We start from the raw sequence: 16,731 nt of genomic DNA on the forward strand, positions 1-16,731 counted from the left end.
CGGCGAACGGGACGGGCAGCGCTACCGGACTCGTTCCCGGTAGCGTGTCGGTGCCGCCGTTCGGCTGGTATTCTTCAAACTAGAACACGTTCTAGAATTGTGGTGAGCAGCACACCGCCGCCCCACGCTCGCACGAGAGGTGACATTTCCCATGACGACAGTCGAGGTGCCGCACGGGTCGCGATCGGTGGTTCTCACCGTGTCTGCCGTCATCGAGGAAACGCCCGACAGCCGCTCGATCGTCTTCGCTGTGCCCGAGGACCTGCGTGAGAAATTCGAGTACAAGCCCGGCCAGTTCCTGACGCTGCGCATCCCGAGCGACCGGACCGGCTCGGTCGCGCGCTGCTACTCCCTGGCAAGTTCACCGTTCACCGACGACGCCCCCAAGGTGACGATCAAGCGCACGTCCGACGGGTACGGCTCCAACTGGCTGTGCGACCGCATCTCCGCGGGCGACAACATCGAGGTCCTTCCCCCGTCCGGGGTGTTCACGCCGAAGTCCTTCGACCACGATTTCCTGCTCTTCGCGGCAGGCAGCGGCATCACCCCGGTGATCTCGATCCTCAAGTCCGCGCTGACCCAGGGGTCCGGCAAGGTCACGCTCGTCTACGCCAACCGCGACGAGAAGTCGGTCATCTTCGCCGACGAACTGCGCGCACTCGGCGAGAAGCACGCCGATCGGCTCACGATCGTGCACTGGCTCGAATCGGTGCAGGGTCTGCCCACTGCAGCACAGCTCGCCACCATCGCAGCCCCGTTCGCCGATCGTGAGGCGTTCATGTGCGGCCCGGGCCCCTTCATGGACGCCGTGCATCATGCGCTCCAGGATGCGGGCATGCCGCGCACCAGCGTGCATGCCGAGGTGTTCAACTCGCTCGCCGGCGATCCGTTCGCCGACCACGAGCCCGTCGAGATCAGCGACGAGGAGGCCGCCGACGCCGCAACCGTCGAGGTCGAACTCGACGGGGAAGTCCACACCCTGTCGTGGCCCCGCAAGCAGACGCTCGTCGACATCATGCTGGCCAAGGGCATCGACGTGCCGTACTCGTGCCAGGAGGGTGAGTGCGGCTCATGCGCGTGCACTGTCCTCGAGGGCAAGGTCGAGATGGAACACTGCGATGTCCTCGATCCAGAGGACATCGAGGCCGGCTACATCCTGGGCTGCCAGGCGCGCCCCGTCACCGACACCCTCAAGATCGAGTTCTGACGACCACCGGGCCGGTGTGCGGCTCGGCCGGCACCGGCGCGACCTCCTCGAGGCGAACCGGCTGCGGCTTCGGCCGACGCAGCACCAGCACGACCCCGGACGTGAGCGCGAGCGTCGCGACGATGGCGCTGTATCCGACCGCGGTGGCGGTGAGCCCGAACATGCCCGTGGCCACCCCGGCGGCAATCGCGGGAACCGAGAACGCGAGATAGCAGACCACGAAGGTGGTCGCGAAGATCTGTGCTCGCTGATTGGAGCGACCCAGCCTGCCGACGATGCCCATGGCGCCCAGGAACGTCGATCCCCACCCGAACCCTGCGATCGCCGTGCCCACGAAATACACGGCCACCACGCCGGACAGCAGACCACCCACCACCACGACGACGCCGGTCGCGAGCAGGACCACACCTGTGACCACGACCCGAAGTTCCGGGAAGCGCCGCATGAGCACCGCCGCGACCGAGCCCGACGTGAACAACGTCGCGACCGCAAGACCTGCAACCAACCTGTCGTCGATACCGAACACCACGTCGACGATCGACGTTCCCAGCGACATGTACAGGCCCCCGAGCGCCCATGCCGACATCAAACACGGCAATACCAAGAAGAACTGCGCACGCACCTCCTGGGGTAACGCCACGCTCGGTTTCAGTGCACGCAGTGCGTCTCCCCGAGAGGAGAACCCTGTGGGCTGCGAATTCTCCGGCACGAACAGGAGAGCGATGACGATTCCGATCGCGAGGACCACGATGAGCGCATAGCTCGACACCGTCGGGAACGGCGCGAACTGAACCAGCAGACCGGCGCCCGCCGCGCCCAGGCCGAGCCCCAACGACGGCGCGATGCTGTTGATCAGCGGACCGACCCGAGGGTTGGGTTGCAGATCGATCATCCCCGCGGCAACTGCTCCCGTGGCAGTGCCCACCGCCAACCCTTGGATGATGCGCGCCGCGATCAACCACCCGACATTGTCGGCGAAGATGAACACGACCATCGAGATCGCGAGAATCACCATCGCTGCCCCGATGATCGGACGACGACCGATGCGGTCGGACAACGCACCGACGGTGAGCAGCGTCGCGAGGAGAGAAACGACGTAGATCGCGAAGACCACGGTGAGCACCGCCGCCGAGAATCCCCACATCTCCTGGTAGACGGGATACAGAGGCGACGGCACCGACGACGATCCGGTGAGGGTGAACGCCCCCACCCCCATCACCGCGAATCCGAACACACGAGACCCGTCAGCGGATGGGGCGGGCGAGACCATCGAACCTCCAGCAGGGAAACAGCGAATAGGAAACAAAGCTACGAGTGCAAGCAGCAGCGCCGCGTCGCGGCGCTGCTGCTTGTGGAACATCCTCCGCGGAGAGAATATTTCGCCTACGTCACGATCAACACCGAAAAGGTCACTCCACCTGCAGAAAGATTTATCACTTAGCAACTCTCCTCAACATTGACCGACCGGTCGATCAGGCCTATACCGAGGAGTGGGGACACATTCTCACGAACCATCACCCGAAGGAGGCTCACCATGTTCTCCGACAGCCGGCTGCAGGACTATGTAGCCGTCGTTCTCGGCGTATTCGCCGCCCTGTCACCGCTCTGGTTGGACACGAATACCAACGCCACGTGGTCGCTCGTCGTCCTCGGTGCACTCGTCGCCCTGTGCGGTATCGCGCAGATCATGCGCCCCACGATGGCATCGATCGACTATGCGATGGGAATCTTCGGCGCACTGCTGTTCATCTCCCCGTGGGTCATGTCGTACACCGCCTTCGGCGGGGCGTCGTGGACCGCGTGGATCGTCGGTGTGCTGACCGTGGTCGTCGCGGTCGCTGCGCTGCCCGCCATGAACACCCGCATGCATGGAGGCCGCTTGGCCACGCATCACTGAATCCGATCACTGTCCCGCCGGTGGGGCCGGTTGCTCCCGGCGCCACCGGCGTCGCAGTGGCCTTCTCCCCCGGAGGTGATCAGTGAACGCCTACCGCGCGAACGCGAACCCCACCACCCGCACTCGCATCCTCGACGCCGCCGAGACCTTGTTCGCCGAGCAGGGCTTCGACGCGACCGCCACCACCGCCATCGCGACGGCAGCCCGCGTACCGAAGGGCCTGATCTTCTACTATTTCCCTTCCAAGGAAGCCGTCCTCGATGCGTTGATCGCCGAACGTCTCCCCACCGAACCGATCTCCGATGTCCTCGCGCTGGTTGCGCCGGGCGATCCTGCAACAAGCCTGGTCAATCTCGACACGGCCCTCAACCTCGGACACAACGACTCCTCGGTGCTCCGCGTGATCGTCTGGCGGGAGGCCGAAACACACACCGATGTGCGCAGCCACCTGCGGACCCTCCGCGCCTATCTCCACGACACGACGATGCGCGTGCTCCAGGCCAGTACACCGGCACCGGTGTCGGTGAACGCCGTGCGCACAGCGGCGACGACATGGGTCTCGGCGATGCTCTCGGCCGCTACGACGGACCGGCTGTTCGGACGCGACGGTCTACCGCGAGCCCACGAGGAACTGCAGAACGTGGCACGCCTGATTGCGGCCGGAATGTCGGGGATGACGCCGTTACCGAGGATGCTGGCCCGCTTGGGTCCGACAACAGCCTTGGGCCCGACAACAGCTCTACACTGACGGGCCGAGCGCACGTCAGCCGATCGGGTTCGAGGACGCCTCGAGCAACTCGCGGCCCGCCGCGAATGCGCCGGCGCCCGCGGGAAGTGTTCCGGACTCACCGCTGAGGAACACCTCGACGCGCCCGGAGCCCCTCGACGTCCGACCGAGCGTGTCGATTCGTCGGAGTGTCTGCAGTGCGACGGCCTCGGCGCTGTCGAACAGGCGAACCCCGAGCGGCAGTTGCGCCGTGATCGTGTCCGAGACGAGCGGATAGTGCGTGCACCCGAGCACGACGCCCTCGACGTCGGTGGGGGTCCGCTCGACGGCAGAGGCGATCGCGGCGGCTGCCCCGGCCCGGTCGCCGCGGTCGATCGCATCGGCGAGACCGTGGCACGCGACCCCGACAACGTCGCTGCCGTTCGCGAACTGTGCGATCAGATCTGCCTGGTATCGGCTCGCGGTGGTCGCCGCGGTCGCCCAGATCGCAACCGACCCGCACGCGGCGGCTGCCGGCTTGATCGCGGGAACCGTGCCCACGACGGGCACACCGTCGCCGAGGTCGGCGCGCACGTGTTCGAGAGCCGTCACGGATGCGGTGTTGCACGGCAGCACCACGACGTGGGCTCCCCGGTCCACTGCCCGCCGCGCCGTCGTGACCACACGTTCGATCACCCAGTCGGACGGCTTGGGACCCCATGGTGCGCCTGCGGGGTCCATCGACAACATCAGGTCGAGGTCGGGACGCAGGCGTCGCAACCACGCGGACGTCGGCAGCAGCCCGAAACCCGAGTCGATGAGAGCAACGATCACCCTACGAATCTATCGGGTCCGGGCCACCGGGCTCACGCCATGGTGGCGAGCAACTCCTCGATGGGCGCGCCCGCTGCGATCTTCATCCGGTTCTTCATCACCTGAGCCGGCATTCCACCGCCGACCACACCGACGAGTCGGCCGTCGCGTTCGTAGAAGGCCAGGAACTTGCGGCCGTCGTCGCGCACGACGTGCACGGTGTCGTCGCCGCGTACCGCGCCGAGCCCCTGGATCTTGATCTCGTACTGGTCGCTCCAGAAGTAGGGCACCGCAGACGCGACACCCACGTCGCCCGAGACGAGGGCCTTGACGAGTACCGTGGCCTGCTCACCCGCGTTGGTCCAGTGTTCGATGCGCTTGCGGCCGCCTTCCGGTAGCTGCCAGGATGCGACGTCGCCGACCGCCCACACGTGGGGAGCCGACGCGCGACCCACCTCGTCGCACACCACACCGTTGTCGAGTTCGATACCCGAACCGTCGAGCCACTCGGTGACCGGTATCGATCCGATACCGAGCACCACCAGGTCGACGTCGATCTCGGACCCGTCGCCGAGTACCGCGGAGGTGACGCGCTCGTCGCCGCGGAGTTCGGTCAGGCCTACTCCTGCCCGTACATCGACACCCTCGTCGGTGTGCAGCCGCGCGACCAGCGAACCGACTTCGGTGCCGAGAACGGACGCCAGCGGAGTCTCCTGTGGCTCGACGAGCACGACCTCGACGCCCTTGGCCCGCAGACTCGCGGCCACCTCGCACCCGATGAACCCGGCCCCGACCACGAGAGCACGGGCGCCCGATACGACCTCGCCCCGCAGAGCGCGGCTGTCGTCCATCGATCGTAAGACGTGCACGCCGGCGAGTTCCTTCAAGCCCGGGATCCTGCGTGGGCGCAGGCCTGTGGCGATGACCAGCTCGTCGTAGCTCAGTTCGGTTCCGTCCGCGAACGTGAGGGTCTGGGCGGCGGTGTCCACGGACGCGGCCGGGCTGCCGAGCCGCAGATCGATCTTCTGCTCCTCGAAGAACTCCTGCGGGCGCAGGGTGGTGTCGTCGCGGTCGCCGCGAAGGACGTCCTTCGACAGCGGCGGGCGGTCGTACGGGAGGTGCTCCTCGTCGCCCACCAGGACCAGTTCGCCCTCGAACCCTGCGCGGCGCAATTCCTCCGCGGTTCGCACACCGGCGAGTCCCGCTCCGACAACGACGATCCGATCAACTGCCACCTGAGTCCATCCTTCTGAGGTCGTGACGTATGCCACGTGAATGCTTCGGGTCTTCATACCAAATACAAGTGACGGTGAACAGAGCGTCGATCGTCTCTGCGCGGCACATCACCTCCGGCCGGGCGGATAATTAGAGTCGACCGTACAACGCAGATCTGCACACGCGACCGGCACAGCCCCACCGACGAACTACCGAGGAGCTTTCATGACGAGCGACAGCGGCGCAGGTATCAGCCGCGTGCAATTCGGGACGGGTTCGTCTCCGGGCCCGGTCGACACCCAGGGGCGGACGATCATCGCCGACGCCGTCGTCGCGAAGATCGCCGGACTCGCAACCCGCGAGATCAGCGGGGTGTTCGACGTCGGCGCCGGTACCGCACGCGTTGTCGGGGCCCTGCGCGACCGGATTCCGGGAGCTCGGATCAACCACGGTCAAGGGGTCGCAGTCGAGGTCGGCGAGACACAGGCCGCGATCGACATCGGCATCGTCGCCGAGTACGGCGTCGCGCTCCACGAACTGGCCGTCGCCATCCGTCACAACGTGATCATGGCGGTCGAGCGCATGACCGGACTCGAAGTCACCGAAGTCAACATCACCGTGTTCGACGTCGTCCTTCCGGACGAGGCGGCAAACGCCGCGGCAGAACAGAAACCGCGCGTGCAGTGAATTCGAACCGCGATGCCCCCAACCCTGCCTGCCGCCACGAGGCAGATCTCGTCGACGATGTCGCGAACACGGTGCTGGGCATCGCCGGGATCGCCGGTCTGCACAGTGGTGAGTTCGGTGAGATCGCCACGTATCTGCCGGGCCGGCGGGTCGCCGGAATCCGGCTGGGCCCACGTGGGTGCGAGATCCACGTGACAGCCCTCTACCCCGCCGATCTTCCCGCGCTCGGAGAGGCAGTGCGGCGATATGTCGAACCCGTCGTCGGCGGGCCGGTGAGCGTGGTGTTCCAGGACATCCGCGAGCCCCTCGCCGAACAGGCCTCCGCAGAGAAACAGGTGACATCGTGAACCACACCCCAACGACCAACACCGTCGTCGGACTCATCGCAGGTCTCCTGCTGGCACTCGCCGGAATTCTGGGCGGATTCAGCGGACTGTTGTTCGCAGTACTGCTGGGCGCCCTCGGTGCGTCCATCGGCGCGCACCGCGACGGCATCCTCGACCTGGGTGCGCTGTTGCGAAGTCGTGGCCGTGGCTGATCCTGCAACACCGACTTCTGCCGCACCGGCCGCGCCGTCCGAACAGGAGTCGGTCGATCTCGCCGGATCGCGCGGCAGCCTCACCATCAAAGACCGCGCCATCGAGCGGATTGCCGCGGCAGCCGCGCTGCAGGTCCCGCACGTCGTCCGGCAGAGCAGCAATCTGAGCCTGCTCACGGGCAGAGAGCTGCCACGCGCCGAGGTGATCACCGCGGGAAGTGCCGTGGCAGTGAACCTGTACATCGCGGCAGAATGGCCCTACGACGCCGCTGCGCTCACACGTCGCGTCCACGACGCCGTCGCGTGGCATCTTCACGAGTACACCGGTCTGGTGGTGCACGAACTCAACGTGCTGATCGTCTCGACCGCGCGCGCGGTCGAGGACGAGCCGTCCGAACAGTCGGTGCCCGTCGAATATCTGGAATCCGACATCGTCGCCGGGCACCCCGGGCCTCGCTCCGACATCCCCTTGGTGTCGCCGCTTCCGCCGCTCGCGACACCGGCCGCAGCACCCGCCGCGGCACTGATCGCGATCGGAGCGCTCGGTCTCGCATTCGTCGCGGCACGGGAACTGCTCATCGTCCGCGGCACCTACGGCGGCGCACCCTGGATCAGGAACTCGTTCGAATGGTTCGGGCGGTTGCACTGGCATCCGTGGATCGCGCCCGTTGCCGTGCTGCTCGCGCTTCTCGGACTCGCTGCGATCGTGGTGGCACTGAAGCCGCGCAGGCGCACCCATCTGCCACTGAGGCTGTCCGGCGAGGTTCCGACCGTCTGGATGCGGCGGACCGACATCGCCCGGATGTGCAGTGCACGTGCGTCCGCCCTGCCCGGTGTGCTCAACGCACGGACCGTCGTCGACCGCAGGCGCGCGCTGATCCGTGTGGTCGCAGCGTCCGACAGCACGACCGACGATCTCAGCGCCACCCTTCGCGCAGAATTGGAACCGCGACTCGCTCTGCTCGCAGATCCGATTCCGCTGGTTCTGAAGGTGTCGCGCCACGAGGCGCACGCCCCCACCGAAACGGGAACCCTGCCGTGAAACTCCGCACCGTACTCGTCAACCGCTTCTTCGCGTTCGCGGTGGGCTGCGCGCTCCTCGGCGCCGGCGCGTTCGCGCTGGCATGGGTGTGGCGGGTGCCGTTCGCACGCGAGCGACTCGCCGAGCTGGATCGGCCACTCATCATGGACCTGCCCGACCAGCCGTGGTGGACGCCCGCCCTGTGGACCGTCCTGGCCGCGGGATGCACGATCGGGATAGTACTGCTGGTGGTGAATCTGTCGCGGCGACGTACCTCGACCGTGGAGCTGTACGACGAGGTGACCGACGCGACGCTCGGTGTCGATCTCGGTCCGGTCGCAACCGGTGTGGCGCGAGAACTGGAAACCTTCCATGGCGTCCGCTCCGTGCGTGGTCGTGCGGTGGTGGAACGGCACCTGCCGACGCTGTCGGTGACCGTCCACGCCGAGCCCGGCATCGATATCTCCGAGTTCACGGCCGCCGCCGAGGACGCCGCGCGTCGGGCCGCTGCCGCGGTCGGTGGTGCACGTGTCGCAACGCAGGTGCTGCTGCATCTGGATCCGGCGGGCGAAGGCCGCTGAGCTGTCGTCCGGGCCGACCGCCCACTGCGCAACAACTCTGTCTCTGCTCAGAAACGCCGAACGGCGTCCACCCCGAAGGGTGGACGCCGTTCGAGCGTCAGTGAGTATCAGCTCACGCGATGATCTTCGTGACGCGACCGGCGCCGACGGTACGGCCACCCTCGCGGATCGCGAAGCGGAGGCCCTCGTCCATGGCGACCGGCTGGATCAGCTTGACGGACATCTCGGTGTTGTCACCGGGCATGACCATCTCGGTGCCCTCGGGAAGGGTCACAACGCCCGTCACGTCCGTGGTACGGAAGTAGAACTGCGGACGGTAGTTGTTGAAGAACGGCGTGTGACGGCCGCCCTCTTCCTTGTTGAGGATGTAGGCCTGGCCCTCGAACTCCTTGTGGGGAGTCGTGGTGCCCGGCTTGATGACGACCTGGCCGCGCTCGACGTCCTCACGCTTGATGCCGCGGACGAGGAGACCGACGTTGTCGCCGGCCTGGCCCTGGTCGAGCAGCTTGCGGAACATCTCGATGCCGGTGACCGTGGTCTTGGTCGACGTTTCCTTGATGCCGACGATCTCGACCTCTTCGTTCACGTTGACCACGCCACGCTCGATACGGCCGGTGACGACCGTGCCGCGACCCGTGATCGTGAAGACGTCCTCGACGGGCATGAGGAACGGCTTCTCGGTCTCGCGGACCGGGTCCGGGATCGAGTCATCGACGGCCTGCATGAGGTCGACGACCGACTGGACCCACTTCTCGTCGCCCTCGAGAGCCTTGAGAGCAGAGATCGGGATGACCGGAGCGTCCTCGTCGAACTCCTGCGAAGCGAGGAGCTCGCGGACCTCCATCTCGACGAGCTCGAGGATTTCCTCGTCGTCGACCATGTCGGCCTTGTTCAGGGCAACGAGGATGTAGGGCACGCCGACCTGGCGAGCGAGCAGCACGTGCTCGCGCGTCTGCGGCATCGGGCCGTCAGTGGCGGCGACAACGAGAATCGCGCCGTCCATCTGAGCAGCACCGGTGATCATGTTCTTGATGTAGTCCGCGTGACCGGGAGCATCGACGTGCGCGTAGTGGCGCTTGTCGGTCTGGTACTCGACGTGGGAGATGTTGATCGTGATGCCACGAGCCTTCTCCTCGGGAGCCTTGTCGATCTGGTCGAACGCGAAGCTCTCGTTGAGATCCGGAAACTTGTCGGCCAGCACCTTGGTGATCGCAGCCGTGGTCGTCGTCTTGCCATGGTCGACGTGACCGATGGTGCCGATGTTCACGTGCGGCTTGGTCCGCTCGAACTTCGCCTTCGCCACTGGAATGTCCTCCTGGACTGTTGTTGCGTGCAGTATGCAGCAGTGCGGTTTGTATTACTTGGTCGTGCAGACGACCGGTCCCAACCCGAAGGTTACTCGCCGGTGGCCTTGGCGATGATTTCCTTCGAGACGTTCGACGGAACCTCTGCGTAGGAATCGAACACCATGGAGAAGTTCGCGCGGCCCTGGGTCTTCGACCGCAGGTCCCCGATGTAACCGAACATCTCCGAGAGCGGAACCAGCGCCTTCACGACACGGGCACCACTGCGTTCCTCCATGGCCTGGATCTGGCCACGGCGGGAGTTGAGGTCGCCGATCACGTCACCCATGTACTCCTCGGGTGTCGTGACCTCGACAGCCATCAGCGGCTCGAGGATCACCGGGGCGGCCTTGCGTGCCGCTTCCTTCAGCGCCTGGGAGCCGGCGATCTTGAACGCCATTTCGGACGAGTCGACATCGTGGTACGCACCGTCGAGGAGCGTGACCTTGACATTGACCAGCGGGTATCCCGCGAGGACGCCGTACTGCAGGGCATCCTGGGCACCGGCATCCACCGACGGGATGTACTCGCGCGGGACGCGACCACCGGAGACCTTGTTCTCGAACTCGTAGGTCGCGCCGTCCTCGCCCTTGAAGGGTGCGAGAGCGATGATGACCTTCGCGAACTGGCCGGAGCCACCGGTCTGCTTCTTGTGCGTGTAGTCGTGCTTCTCGACAGCCTTGGTGATGGTCTCGCGGTACGCGACCTGCGGCTTGCCGACATTGGCCTCGACCTTGAACTCGCGACGCATGCGGTCGACGAGGATGTCGAGGTGGAGCTCGCCCATACCGCCGATGACGGTCTGGCCGGTCTCCTCGTCGAGCTCGACGGAGAACGTCGGGTCCTCTTCGGCGAGCTTCTGGATCGCGGTGCCCAGCTTCTCCTGGTCGGACTTGGTCTTCGGCTCGATGGAGACCTGGATGACCGGGTCCGGGAAGCTCATCGACTCGAGAACGATCGGGTTCGTCTGGTCGCACAGGGTATCGCCCGTGGTGGTGTCCTTCAGGCCGATCATCGCGTAGATGTGGCCCGCGACGGCCTCGTCGACCGGGTTCTCCTTGTTGGCGTGCATCTGGAAGAGCTTGCCGATGCGCTCTTTCTTGCCCTTGGTGGCATTGAGCACCTGCTGGCCGGGATCGAGACGGCCGGAGTACACGCGCACGAAGGTGAGCTTGCCGAAGAACGGGTGCGCAGCGATCTTGAAGGCGAGCGCCGAGAACGGCTCTTCCTTGCTCGGCTTACGCGTGAGGTCGGTTTCCTCGTCGTTCAGCTTGTGGCCGTGGACCTCACCGATGTCGAGCGGAGTCGGCAGGTAGTCGATGACCGCGTCGAGCATGGGCTGGACGCCCTTGTTCTTGAACGCGGTGCCACAGATGACCGGGTACAGCTCGGAGTTGACGGTCAGCTTACGGATGGCGCCCTTGATCTCGGCGACCGTGAGCTCCTCACCGCCGAAGTACTTCTCCATGAGCACTTCGTCGGACTCGGCGACGGTCTCGAGCAGCTTCTCGCGGTATTCGGCGGCCAGGTCGGCGAGATCTGCGGGGATCTCCTCGACCGTGGCCTCCGTGCCGATCGGGGTGACGCCGCGCCAGGTGAGCGCCTTCATCTCGACGAGGTCGACGACACCGTCGAAGTCGTCCTCGGCACCGATCGGGATCTGCAGGACCAGCGGCTTCGCGCCGAGACGGTCGATGATGGTCTGCACGGTGAAGAAGAAGTCCGCGCCCATCTTGTCCATCTTGTTGACGAAGCAGATGCGCGGGACGTCGTACTTGGCAGCCTGGCGCCAGACCTGCTCGGACTGGGGCTCGACGCCCTCCTTGCCGTCGAACACGGCAACGGCGCCGTCGAGGACGCGCAGCGACCGCTCGACCTCGACCGTGAAGTCGACGTGGCCGGGGGTGTCGATGATGTTGATCTGGTTGTTGTTCCAGAAACAGGTGACCGCAGCGGAGGTGATGGTGATACCCCGCTCCTTCTCCTGCTCCATCCAGTCGGTGGTCGAAGCACCGTCGTGGGTCTCGCCGATCTTGTAGTTGCGACCGGTGTAGAAGAGGATGCGCTCGGTGGTGGTGGTCTTACCGGCATCGATGTGCGCCATGATGCCGATGTTGCGGACCTTGTTCAGGTCGGTCAGCACTTCCTGTGCCACAGGTAAACCCCGCTCGTAGCTCGTGTCGGTCCTTGGTGCGGACCACATTTCTTATGATGTCAGCCGGCCTTTACGGACCGACACAGATGTGCGAGCAGCCGATCGGGGGATCATCCGAGATCCACCCGACCGGCGTCGACTCACCAGCGGTAGTGCGCGAACGCCTTGTTGGCTTCAGCCATCTTGTGCGTGTCCTCGCGACGCTTCACAGCGGCACCGAGGCCGTTGCTGGCATCGAGAAGCTCGTTGGCGAGACGCTCGACCATGGTCTTCTCACGACGCTGACGCGAGAAGGTGACGAGCCAGCGCAGCGCCAGCGTGGTGGAACGACCGGGGCGAACCTCGACCGGCACCTGGTAGGTGGCGCCACCGACACGACGGCTACGCACCTCGAGTGCGGGCTTGACGTTGTCGAGCGCGCGCTTGAGCGTGACGACCGGATCGGTGCCGGTCTTCTCGCGAGCCTGTTCGAGCGCCTGGTAGACGATGCGCTCGGCAGTGGACTTCTTGCCGTCCACGAGGATCTTGTTCACGAGCTGGGTGACCAGCGGCGAACCGTAGACCGGGTCGGCGATGAGGGGACGCTTCGGAGCGGGACCTTTACGTGGCATCAGCCCTTCTCCTTCTTCGCTCCGTAGCGGCTACGTGCCTGCTTGCGGCCCTTGACACCCTGGGTGTCGAGCGAGCCACGGATGATCTTGTAACGCACACCGGGGAGGTCCTTCACACGACCGCCGCGCACGAGCACCATCGAGTGCTCCTGGAGGTTGTGGCCCTCACCCGGGATGTACGCGGTGACCTCGATCGACGTGGTCAGGCGCACACGAGCAACCTTACGAAGCGCGGAGTTCGGCTTCTTCGGGGTGGTGGTGTACACGCGGGTGCACACGCCACGACGCTGCGGGCTGCCCTTGAGTGCCGCGCTCTTGACCTTGGCGGTCTTGTCGCGGCGACCCTTACGGACCAGCTGATTGATAGTTGGCATCTATCGGCTTTCTCGTTGTCTGAAGCTGCTCAGGCGAGCAACACTGGCTGTTCTGAAATTAGGGATCCATCGGTTGGGACAAAAAAGCAACTGCCCCGCACTCGCACCCCGTGCGTACACGAGGTCGGGTGTGTCGCGTACCCCCACACAGGCAGCCGGGGACTCGCACCTGCAGATATCTACAGACCGCGCGTACGGCATCGCCTCGCATAGGCACACAGATCGGTCCGGTCAGGCCGGACACGACCCACAACGATACCCGGCGGCGGCGCATGCGGTCAAAGCGAGACGCGACGAATGACCGCGCACGTCGGCGCGGCATGAGCGAGAAGTCAACTGCTGAGGTTGAGGGTGAGCCGTGCCAACGTAGCAGCAGCCTCACACGGGTCGGCACCACCGGTCGCGTATTGGACCCACCATCCGAAGATCCCCGTGGTCGCGGCACCGGCGGAAACACCACAGGACAACGGGTCGTTCGGCCGGCGCATCTGCAGGGCCCGCCTGCCTTCGACGGTGGTGTTCTCGACCGAGTAGCCGAGCTCTTCACCTGCATTGCGCTCATGATCGAGCGATCCGGTCTCGAACCAGTTGAACGTGACCTTCACTACTCCTGCCGGACTGTCCCCCTCCCACCGGCAGATCGCGCCGAAGAACCCCCGGTACACCGCCGTCGCACCCACCGTCTCCGCGATCTTGTCGTCGGCGACGGCGTCGCATTCGGTGAGCAGTTTCGTGAACTCCGCTGACAGTCCCGGCCAGCCACCTGCGCCCTGCGGCACCGCGTGGCCTTCGATGCTGCGCGCACATCCGGCGACCATCAGCAGGGCCGCCCCTAGCGCAACGACGCTCACGATGATGCGACGAAGCCTGAAGTGCGTGCCGGTCGGGTGCGTGCCCACGTTCATGACTGCGACCTCTCCACGCTCAGCTCGGCGAGGTCCCGCGCAACGGCGCACGAATCGGCCGTCGGTGTGAAGTTCGCGTACGTCACCGACCAGTGGATGAAATCGCCACCGAAATCCACACCGATCTCGCACAGCACGGTCTGGCCGAGTTCGTTCTGAGCCGACCCCATGAATCCGGGATGACCGCCGATCTCGACATCGACCGCGGGCCGTCCGATCAGATCCGATCCCGCACGTTCACGGCCGATCGGGCTGCCTCGATACCACGAGAAACTCACGCTCGGACCACCGACGTAGGTTTCCCATTCGCATCCCACCGAGTTCCGGGTGACCGCGGAGAACTCCCCCAGCGCAAAGGCCGCCTGGACCTCGTCGTCCGAGATCGAACCGCATTCGCCGAAGAACGGCCCGGGTTCGGTGACCTGCAGCCCGGTCGTTTCCGGGCCGCTGCCGCCCTGATCGTCGGCGGATGATCCACATCCCGCCACGAACACTCCGGCGAGCGCGGCCATCGCCACGATCCCCGATATCCTCCCGGTGCGCCCGGTCCCCTCGACAGGCATGTGCACAGACACTACCCAGCCGTACGCGCGCTCGCTTGTCGACTGCGCGCATCGACCAGGACCGTGTCGAGCTGAGCGGCCCAGTGCCTCACGATCTCGGCGCGGCGACGCGAATCGTCGGTCAGGACATCTGCTAGGCCCAGTCCCCGCGCGAGGTCGAGGGTCGCCTGGACCATGCGGTGGACGACGGGGTCGGAATCGTCGGCGCCGAGTTGTTCGATCGCGGCGCGATGCGCGACCCGTCCGAACCGCTCCTCGAGAGGCACGATGCGTTCACGCAGGGCAGGATCGGCTGCAGCCGCCGTCCAGACCTGCAGCGCCGCCTTGAACAAGGTTCCGGAGTACTGCTCGATGATGCCGGCGACGACCCGCTCGGTGTGCGCGTCGCCGGATACGAGCTCGAGGTTCTCGTCGCGGACCTGATCCATACGGCTGTCGAACATGAACTCGAGGGCCGCGGTGATGAGGTCCTCCCGGGTCGGGAAGTGGTGTTGCGTCGCACCGCGCGAGACACCGGCACGCTGTGCGACGACGCCGACCGTGGTCGCAGCCCAGCCGGATTCGGCAAGGGTGTCGATGGTGGCTTCGAGCAGACGTCGACGTGTCGCTCTGCTGCGGTCCTGCTTCGGTTCGCGCGTCATCTGTGCCTTCCTCCGGTCCCGAGACCGTACGCACAAATCGCGGCTCCGTACACTCGTACTTCGGGACGAAACAGAAGGGCAGTTTCACTGTGTCGACATTGGTGAGACGCGAGGACTATTTCGATGCGGCGATCGAACTCCTCTCGTCGAACGATTACGGGGCGCTCAAGCAGGCGCAATTGTGTTCGCACCTCGATGTCACCACGGGGTCGTTCTACAACTACTTCGCCAGCTGGGCCCAGTTCCGTAAGGAATTCCTCGAGAACTGGCTCGAACGGCAGACGATCCGGCTCGCCGCGACCGCGCGCCTCGAAGCGTCCCCGATCCGACGCCTCGAGATGCTGATCGATTTCGCGTGCGGTCTCCCCCACAGCGCTGAGTCCTCGATCCGCGGCTGGGCGCACACCGACGCGGAAGTCCGGTCCGTGCAGGCCACCGTCGATTACCAGCGGTATCTGGTTGTCGTGGAAGCGACGTCCGCGATCCTGGGCGTCGGCGAGGCTGCCGAAGGCTTCGCCCGCACCTCCCTCTACTGCCTCGTCGGTTATCAGCAGACCGTTCCACTGCCCGCACCGGACACGCTGCGGTGGGGGCTCGAATGCATCCTGCGCGAACTGCTGGCCACCGTGGATCGCTGAATCGAACGGCCCGGGTCGAGGCGGCCGGTGCGTCATCTCCGGGCCCACGAGGGCGGTCGTTTCTGCAGGAACGCCGCCATCCCCTCTACCGCGTCGGCCGAACCGAACAACCGTGCCGATTGTGCGGCGAGATCTGCGCCGTACCGATCGAAATCCTCGAGCATCCCCCGTGTCAGCAGCTGCTTCGATTCTGCGAGGCCCTGCGGTGAGCACTCGCGGAACTCGGCGAGCAGTTCCGCAACGGTGCCTGCGGGGTCGTCGGCGGTGATCGTCACCAGCCCGTACGCGAGGGCTTCTTCCGGACCGAATCGCTCACCGGTGAGGAAGTACCGCGAGGCCGCCCGTGGTGACAACCTCGGCAACACCGTGAGGGAGATGATCGAGGCGGCCAGCCCTAGGCGCGCTTCGGTGAGCGCGAAGGTCGTTCGCGGACCCGCTACGACGACATCGCAGGCACCGACGATTCCCATTCCGCCTGCCCGCACATGACCGTCGATCTGCCCGACAACAGGTTTGGGCGTGTCGAGGATCTGCCGCAGCAGGTCGGACATTTCGAGGGTGCGCTGCGCGGCCGCCTTCTGCGGCGTGCCTGCCGAATCGGCCCCGCCGGCCTCACGCAGATCCGCTCCGGCACAGAATGTTCCACCGGTATGCGTGAGCACGACCGAGCGCACGTGCGGGTCCGCAGCCGCGTCGTCGAGTCCCCGCCTCAGCTGATGCAGCAGGGTCGACGACAAAGCGTTGCGGTTGTGCGGCGAGTCCAATGTCAGTGTCGCGACACCGTGCGCGACGTCGTAGCGTACGAGCGGATCGGCGGATTCGGTGTGCGTCATGAT

20 protein-coding genes are annotated in these 16,731 nt (G+C 65.7%); 9 read left to right on the forward strand and 11 right to left on the reverse strand.

Annotated elements, in window-relative coordinates:
- The first annotated feature begins 151 nt into the window (after positions 1-151).
- Positions 152-1,207 (forward strand): 2Fe-2S iron-sulfur cluster-binding protein, encoded by a 1,056-nt coding sequence (locus ACFWCF_RS16190; RefSeq protein ID WP_378492884.1) that lies wholly within the window; start codon positions 152-154, stop codon positions 1,205-1,207.
- On the opposite strand, the gene ACFWCF_RS16195 is transcribed toward ACFWCF_RS16190, so the two are convergent.
- Entirely contained in the window at positions 1,191-2,477 is a 1,287-nt protein-coding gene (locus tag ACFWCF_RS16195) for an MFS transporter (RefSeq protein WP_378563183.1), read from the reverse strand. The genes ACFWCF_RS16190 and ACFWCF_RS16195 overlap by 17 nt on opposite strands.
- 264 nt (positions 2,478-2,741) lie before the next feature.
- On the opposite strand from ACFWCF_RS16195, the gene ACFWCF_RS16200 reads away from it, so the two are divergent.
- A complete protein-coding gene (locus ACFWCF_RS16200; protein ID WP_378490344.1) occupies positions 2,742-3,104 on the forward strand; it encodes an SPW repeat protein in 363 nt (120 codons plus the stop codon).
- Between the two features lie 82 nt (positions 3,105-3,186).
- Positions 3,187-3,852, forward strand: coding sequence for a TetR/AcrR family transcriptional regulator (locus ACFWCF_RS16205; RefSeq protein WP_378490343.1), 666 nt, complete (start codon positions 3,187-3,189; stop codon positions 3,850-3,852).
- Between the two features lie 15 nt (positions 3,853-3,867).
- Here the strand turns inward: ACFWCF_RS16205 and ACFWCF_RS16210 are convergent, their stop codons facing one another.
- Together ACFWCF_RS16210 and ACFWCF_RS16215 are read right to left on the reverse strand one after the other, a co-directional pair.
- On the reverse strand, positions 3,868-4,644 hold the full coding sequence (locus ACFWCF_RS16210) for a glutamate racemase (RefSeq protein ID WP_378490342.1): 777 nt from the start codon (positions 4,642-4,644) through the stop codon (positions 3,868-3,870).
- A 32-nt stretch (positions 4,645-4,676) separates the two neighbouring features.
- Positions 4,677-5,858, reverse strand: a complete 1,182-nt coding sequence (locus ACFWCF_RS16215) for an NAD(P)/FAD-dependent oxidoreductase (protein WP_378563185.1) — start codon at positions 5,856-5,858, stop codon at positions 4,677-4,679.
- Positions 5,859-6,063: 205 nt separating this feature from the next.
- Between ACFWCF_RS16215 and ACFWCF_RS16220 the strand changes: the two genes are divergently transcribed.
- The 5 genes from ACFWCF_RS16220 to ACFWCF_RS16240 are packed head-to-tail and all read left to right on the forward strand — an operon-like array spanning position 6,064 to position 8,665.
- Entirely contained in the window at positions 6,064-6,525 is a 462-nt protein-coding gene (locus ACFWCF_RS16220) for an Asp23/Gls24 family envelope stress response protein (RefSeq protein ID WP_378490340.1), read from the forward strand.
- Positions 6,522-6,872 (forward strand): hypothetical protein, encoded by a 351-nt coding sequence (locus tag ACFWCF_RS16225; protein ID WP_378490339.1) that lies wholly within the window; start codon positions 6,522-6,524, stop codon positions 6,870-6,872. The genes ACFWCF_RS16220 and ACFWCF_RS16225 overlap by 4 nt, the downstream gene beginning before the upstream one ends.
- The gene (locus ACFWCF_RS16230) at positions 6,869-7,063 is read left to right on the forward strand and encodes a DUF2273 domain-containing protein (RefSeq protein WP_378490338.1); all 195 of its coding nucleotides are present in this window, start codon (positions 6,869-6,871) and stop codon (positions 7,061-7,063) included. The genes ACFWCF_RS16225 and ACFWCF_RS16230 overlap by 4 nt, the downstream gene beginning before the upstream one ends.
- The gene (locus ACFWCF_RS16235; RefSeq protein ID WP_378490337.1) at positions 7,056-8,105 is read left to right on the forward strand and encodes a DUF6286 domain-containing Asp23/Gls24 family envelope stress response protein; all 1,050 of its coding nucleotides are present in this window, start codon (positions 7,056-7,058) and stop codon (positions 8,103-8,105) included. Before ACFWCF_RS16230 ends, ACFWCF_RS16235 begins: the two co-directional genes overlap by 8 nt.
- Positions 8,102-8,665, forward strand: coding sequence for a hypothetical protein (locus ACFWCF_RS16240; RefSeq protein WP_378490336.1), 564 nt, complete (start codon positions 8,102-8,104; stop codon positions 8,663-8,665). The genes ACFWCF_RS16235 and ACFWCF_RS16240 overlap by 4 nt, the downstream gene beginning before the upstream one ends.
- Before the next feature lie 112 nt (positions 8,666-8,777).
- On the opposite strand, the gene tuf is transcribed toward ACFWCF_RS16240, so the two are convergent.
- The 7 genes from tuf to ACFWCF_RS16275 all read right to left on the reverse strand — a co-directional run bounded on the left by tuf (position 8,778) and on the right by ACFWCF_RS16275 (position 15,257).
- On the reverse strand, positions 8,778-9,968 hold the full coding sequence (gene tuf / locus ACFWCF_RS16245) for an elongation factor Tu (protein WP_378490335.1): 1,191 nt from the start codon (positions 9,966-9,968) through the stop codon (positions 8,778-8,780).
- A gap of 92 nt (positions 9,969-10,060) precedes the next feature.
- On the reverse strand, positions 10,061-12,163 hold the full coding sequence (fusA, locus tag ACFWCF_RS16250; protein WP_378490334.1) for an elongation factor G: 2,103 nt from the start codon (positions 12,161-12,163) through the stop codon (positions 10,061-10,063).
- Positions 12,164-12,303: 140 nt separating this feature from the next.
- Positions 12,304-12,774, reverse strand: a complete 471-nt coding sequence (rpsG, locus tag ACFWCF_RS16255; protein ID WP_378490333.1) for a 30S ribosomal protein S7 — start codon at positions 12,772-12,774, stop codon at positions 12,304-12,306.
- A complete protein-coding gene (rpsL, locus tag ACFWCF_RS16260) occupies positions 12,774-13,148 on the reverse strand; it encodes a 30S ribosomal protein S12 (RefSeq protein ID WP_378490332.1) in 375 nt (124 codons plus the stop codon). The genes rpsG and rpsL overlap by 1 nt, the downstream gene beginning before the upstream one ends.
- Before the next feature lie 332 nt (positions 13,149-13,480).
- Positions 13,481-13,966, reverse strand: coding sequence for a DUF3558 domain-containing protein (locus tag ACFWCF_RS16265; RefSeq protein ID WP_378563535.1), 486 nt, complete (start codon positions 13,964-13,966; stop codon positions 13,481-13,483).
- A gap of 83 nt (positions 13,967-14,049) precedes the next feature.
- A complete protein-coding gene (locus ACFWCF_RS16270) occupies positions 14,050-14,616 on the reverse strand; it encodes a DUF3558 domain-containing protein (protein ID WP_378563189.1) in 567 nt (188 codons plus the stop codon).
- An 11-nt stretch (positions 14,617-14,627) separates the two neighbouring features.
- Positions 14,628-15,257: a TetR/AcrR family transcriptional regulator gene (locus ACFWCF_RS16275; RefSeq protein ID WP_378490330.1), complete on the reverse strand. Its 630-nt coding sequence runs from the start codon at positions 15,255-15,257 to the stop codon at positions 14,628-14,630.
- Positions 15,258-15,358: 101 nt separating this feature from the next.
- Between ACFWCF_RS16275 and ACFWCF_RS16280 the strand changes: the two genes are divergently transcribed.
- Complete coding sequence (locus ACFWCF_RS16280; RefSeq protein WP_378563538.1) at positions 15,359-15,895, forward strand: TetR/AcrR family transcriptional regulator; 537 nt, start codon at positions 15,359-15,361, stop codon at positions 15,893-15,895.
- Positions 15,896-15,927: 32 nt separating this feature from the next.
- Here ACFWCF_RS16280 and ACFWCF_RS16285 read toward each other — a convergent pair whose 3' ends face one another.
- Entirely contained in the window at positions 15,928-16,728 is an 801-nt protein-coding gene (locus ACFWCF_RS16285) for an enoyl-CoA hydratase family protein (protein ID WP_378490329.1), read from the reverse strand.
- Between the last annotated feature and the right edge of the window lie 3 nt (positions 16,729-16,731).

It is taken from the genome of Rhodococcus sp. NPDC060090, assembly GCF_042729855.1.
Classification (GTDB): domain Bacteria; phylum Actinomycetota; class Actinomycetes; order Mycobacteriales; family Mycobacteriaceae; genus Rhodococcus.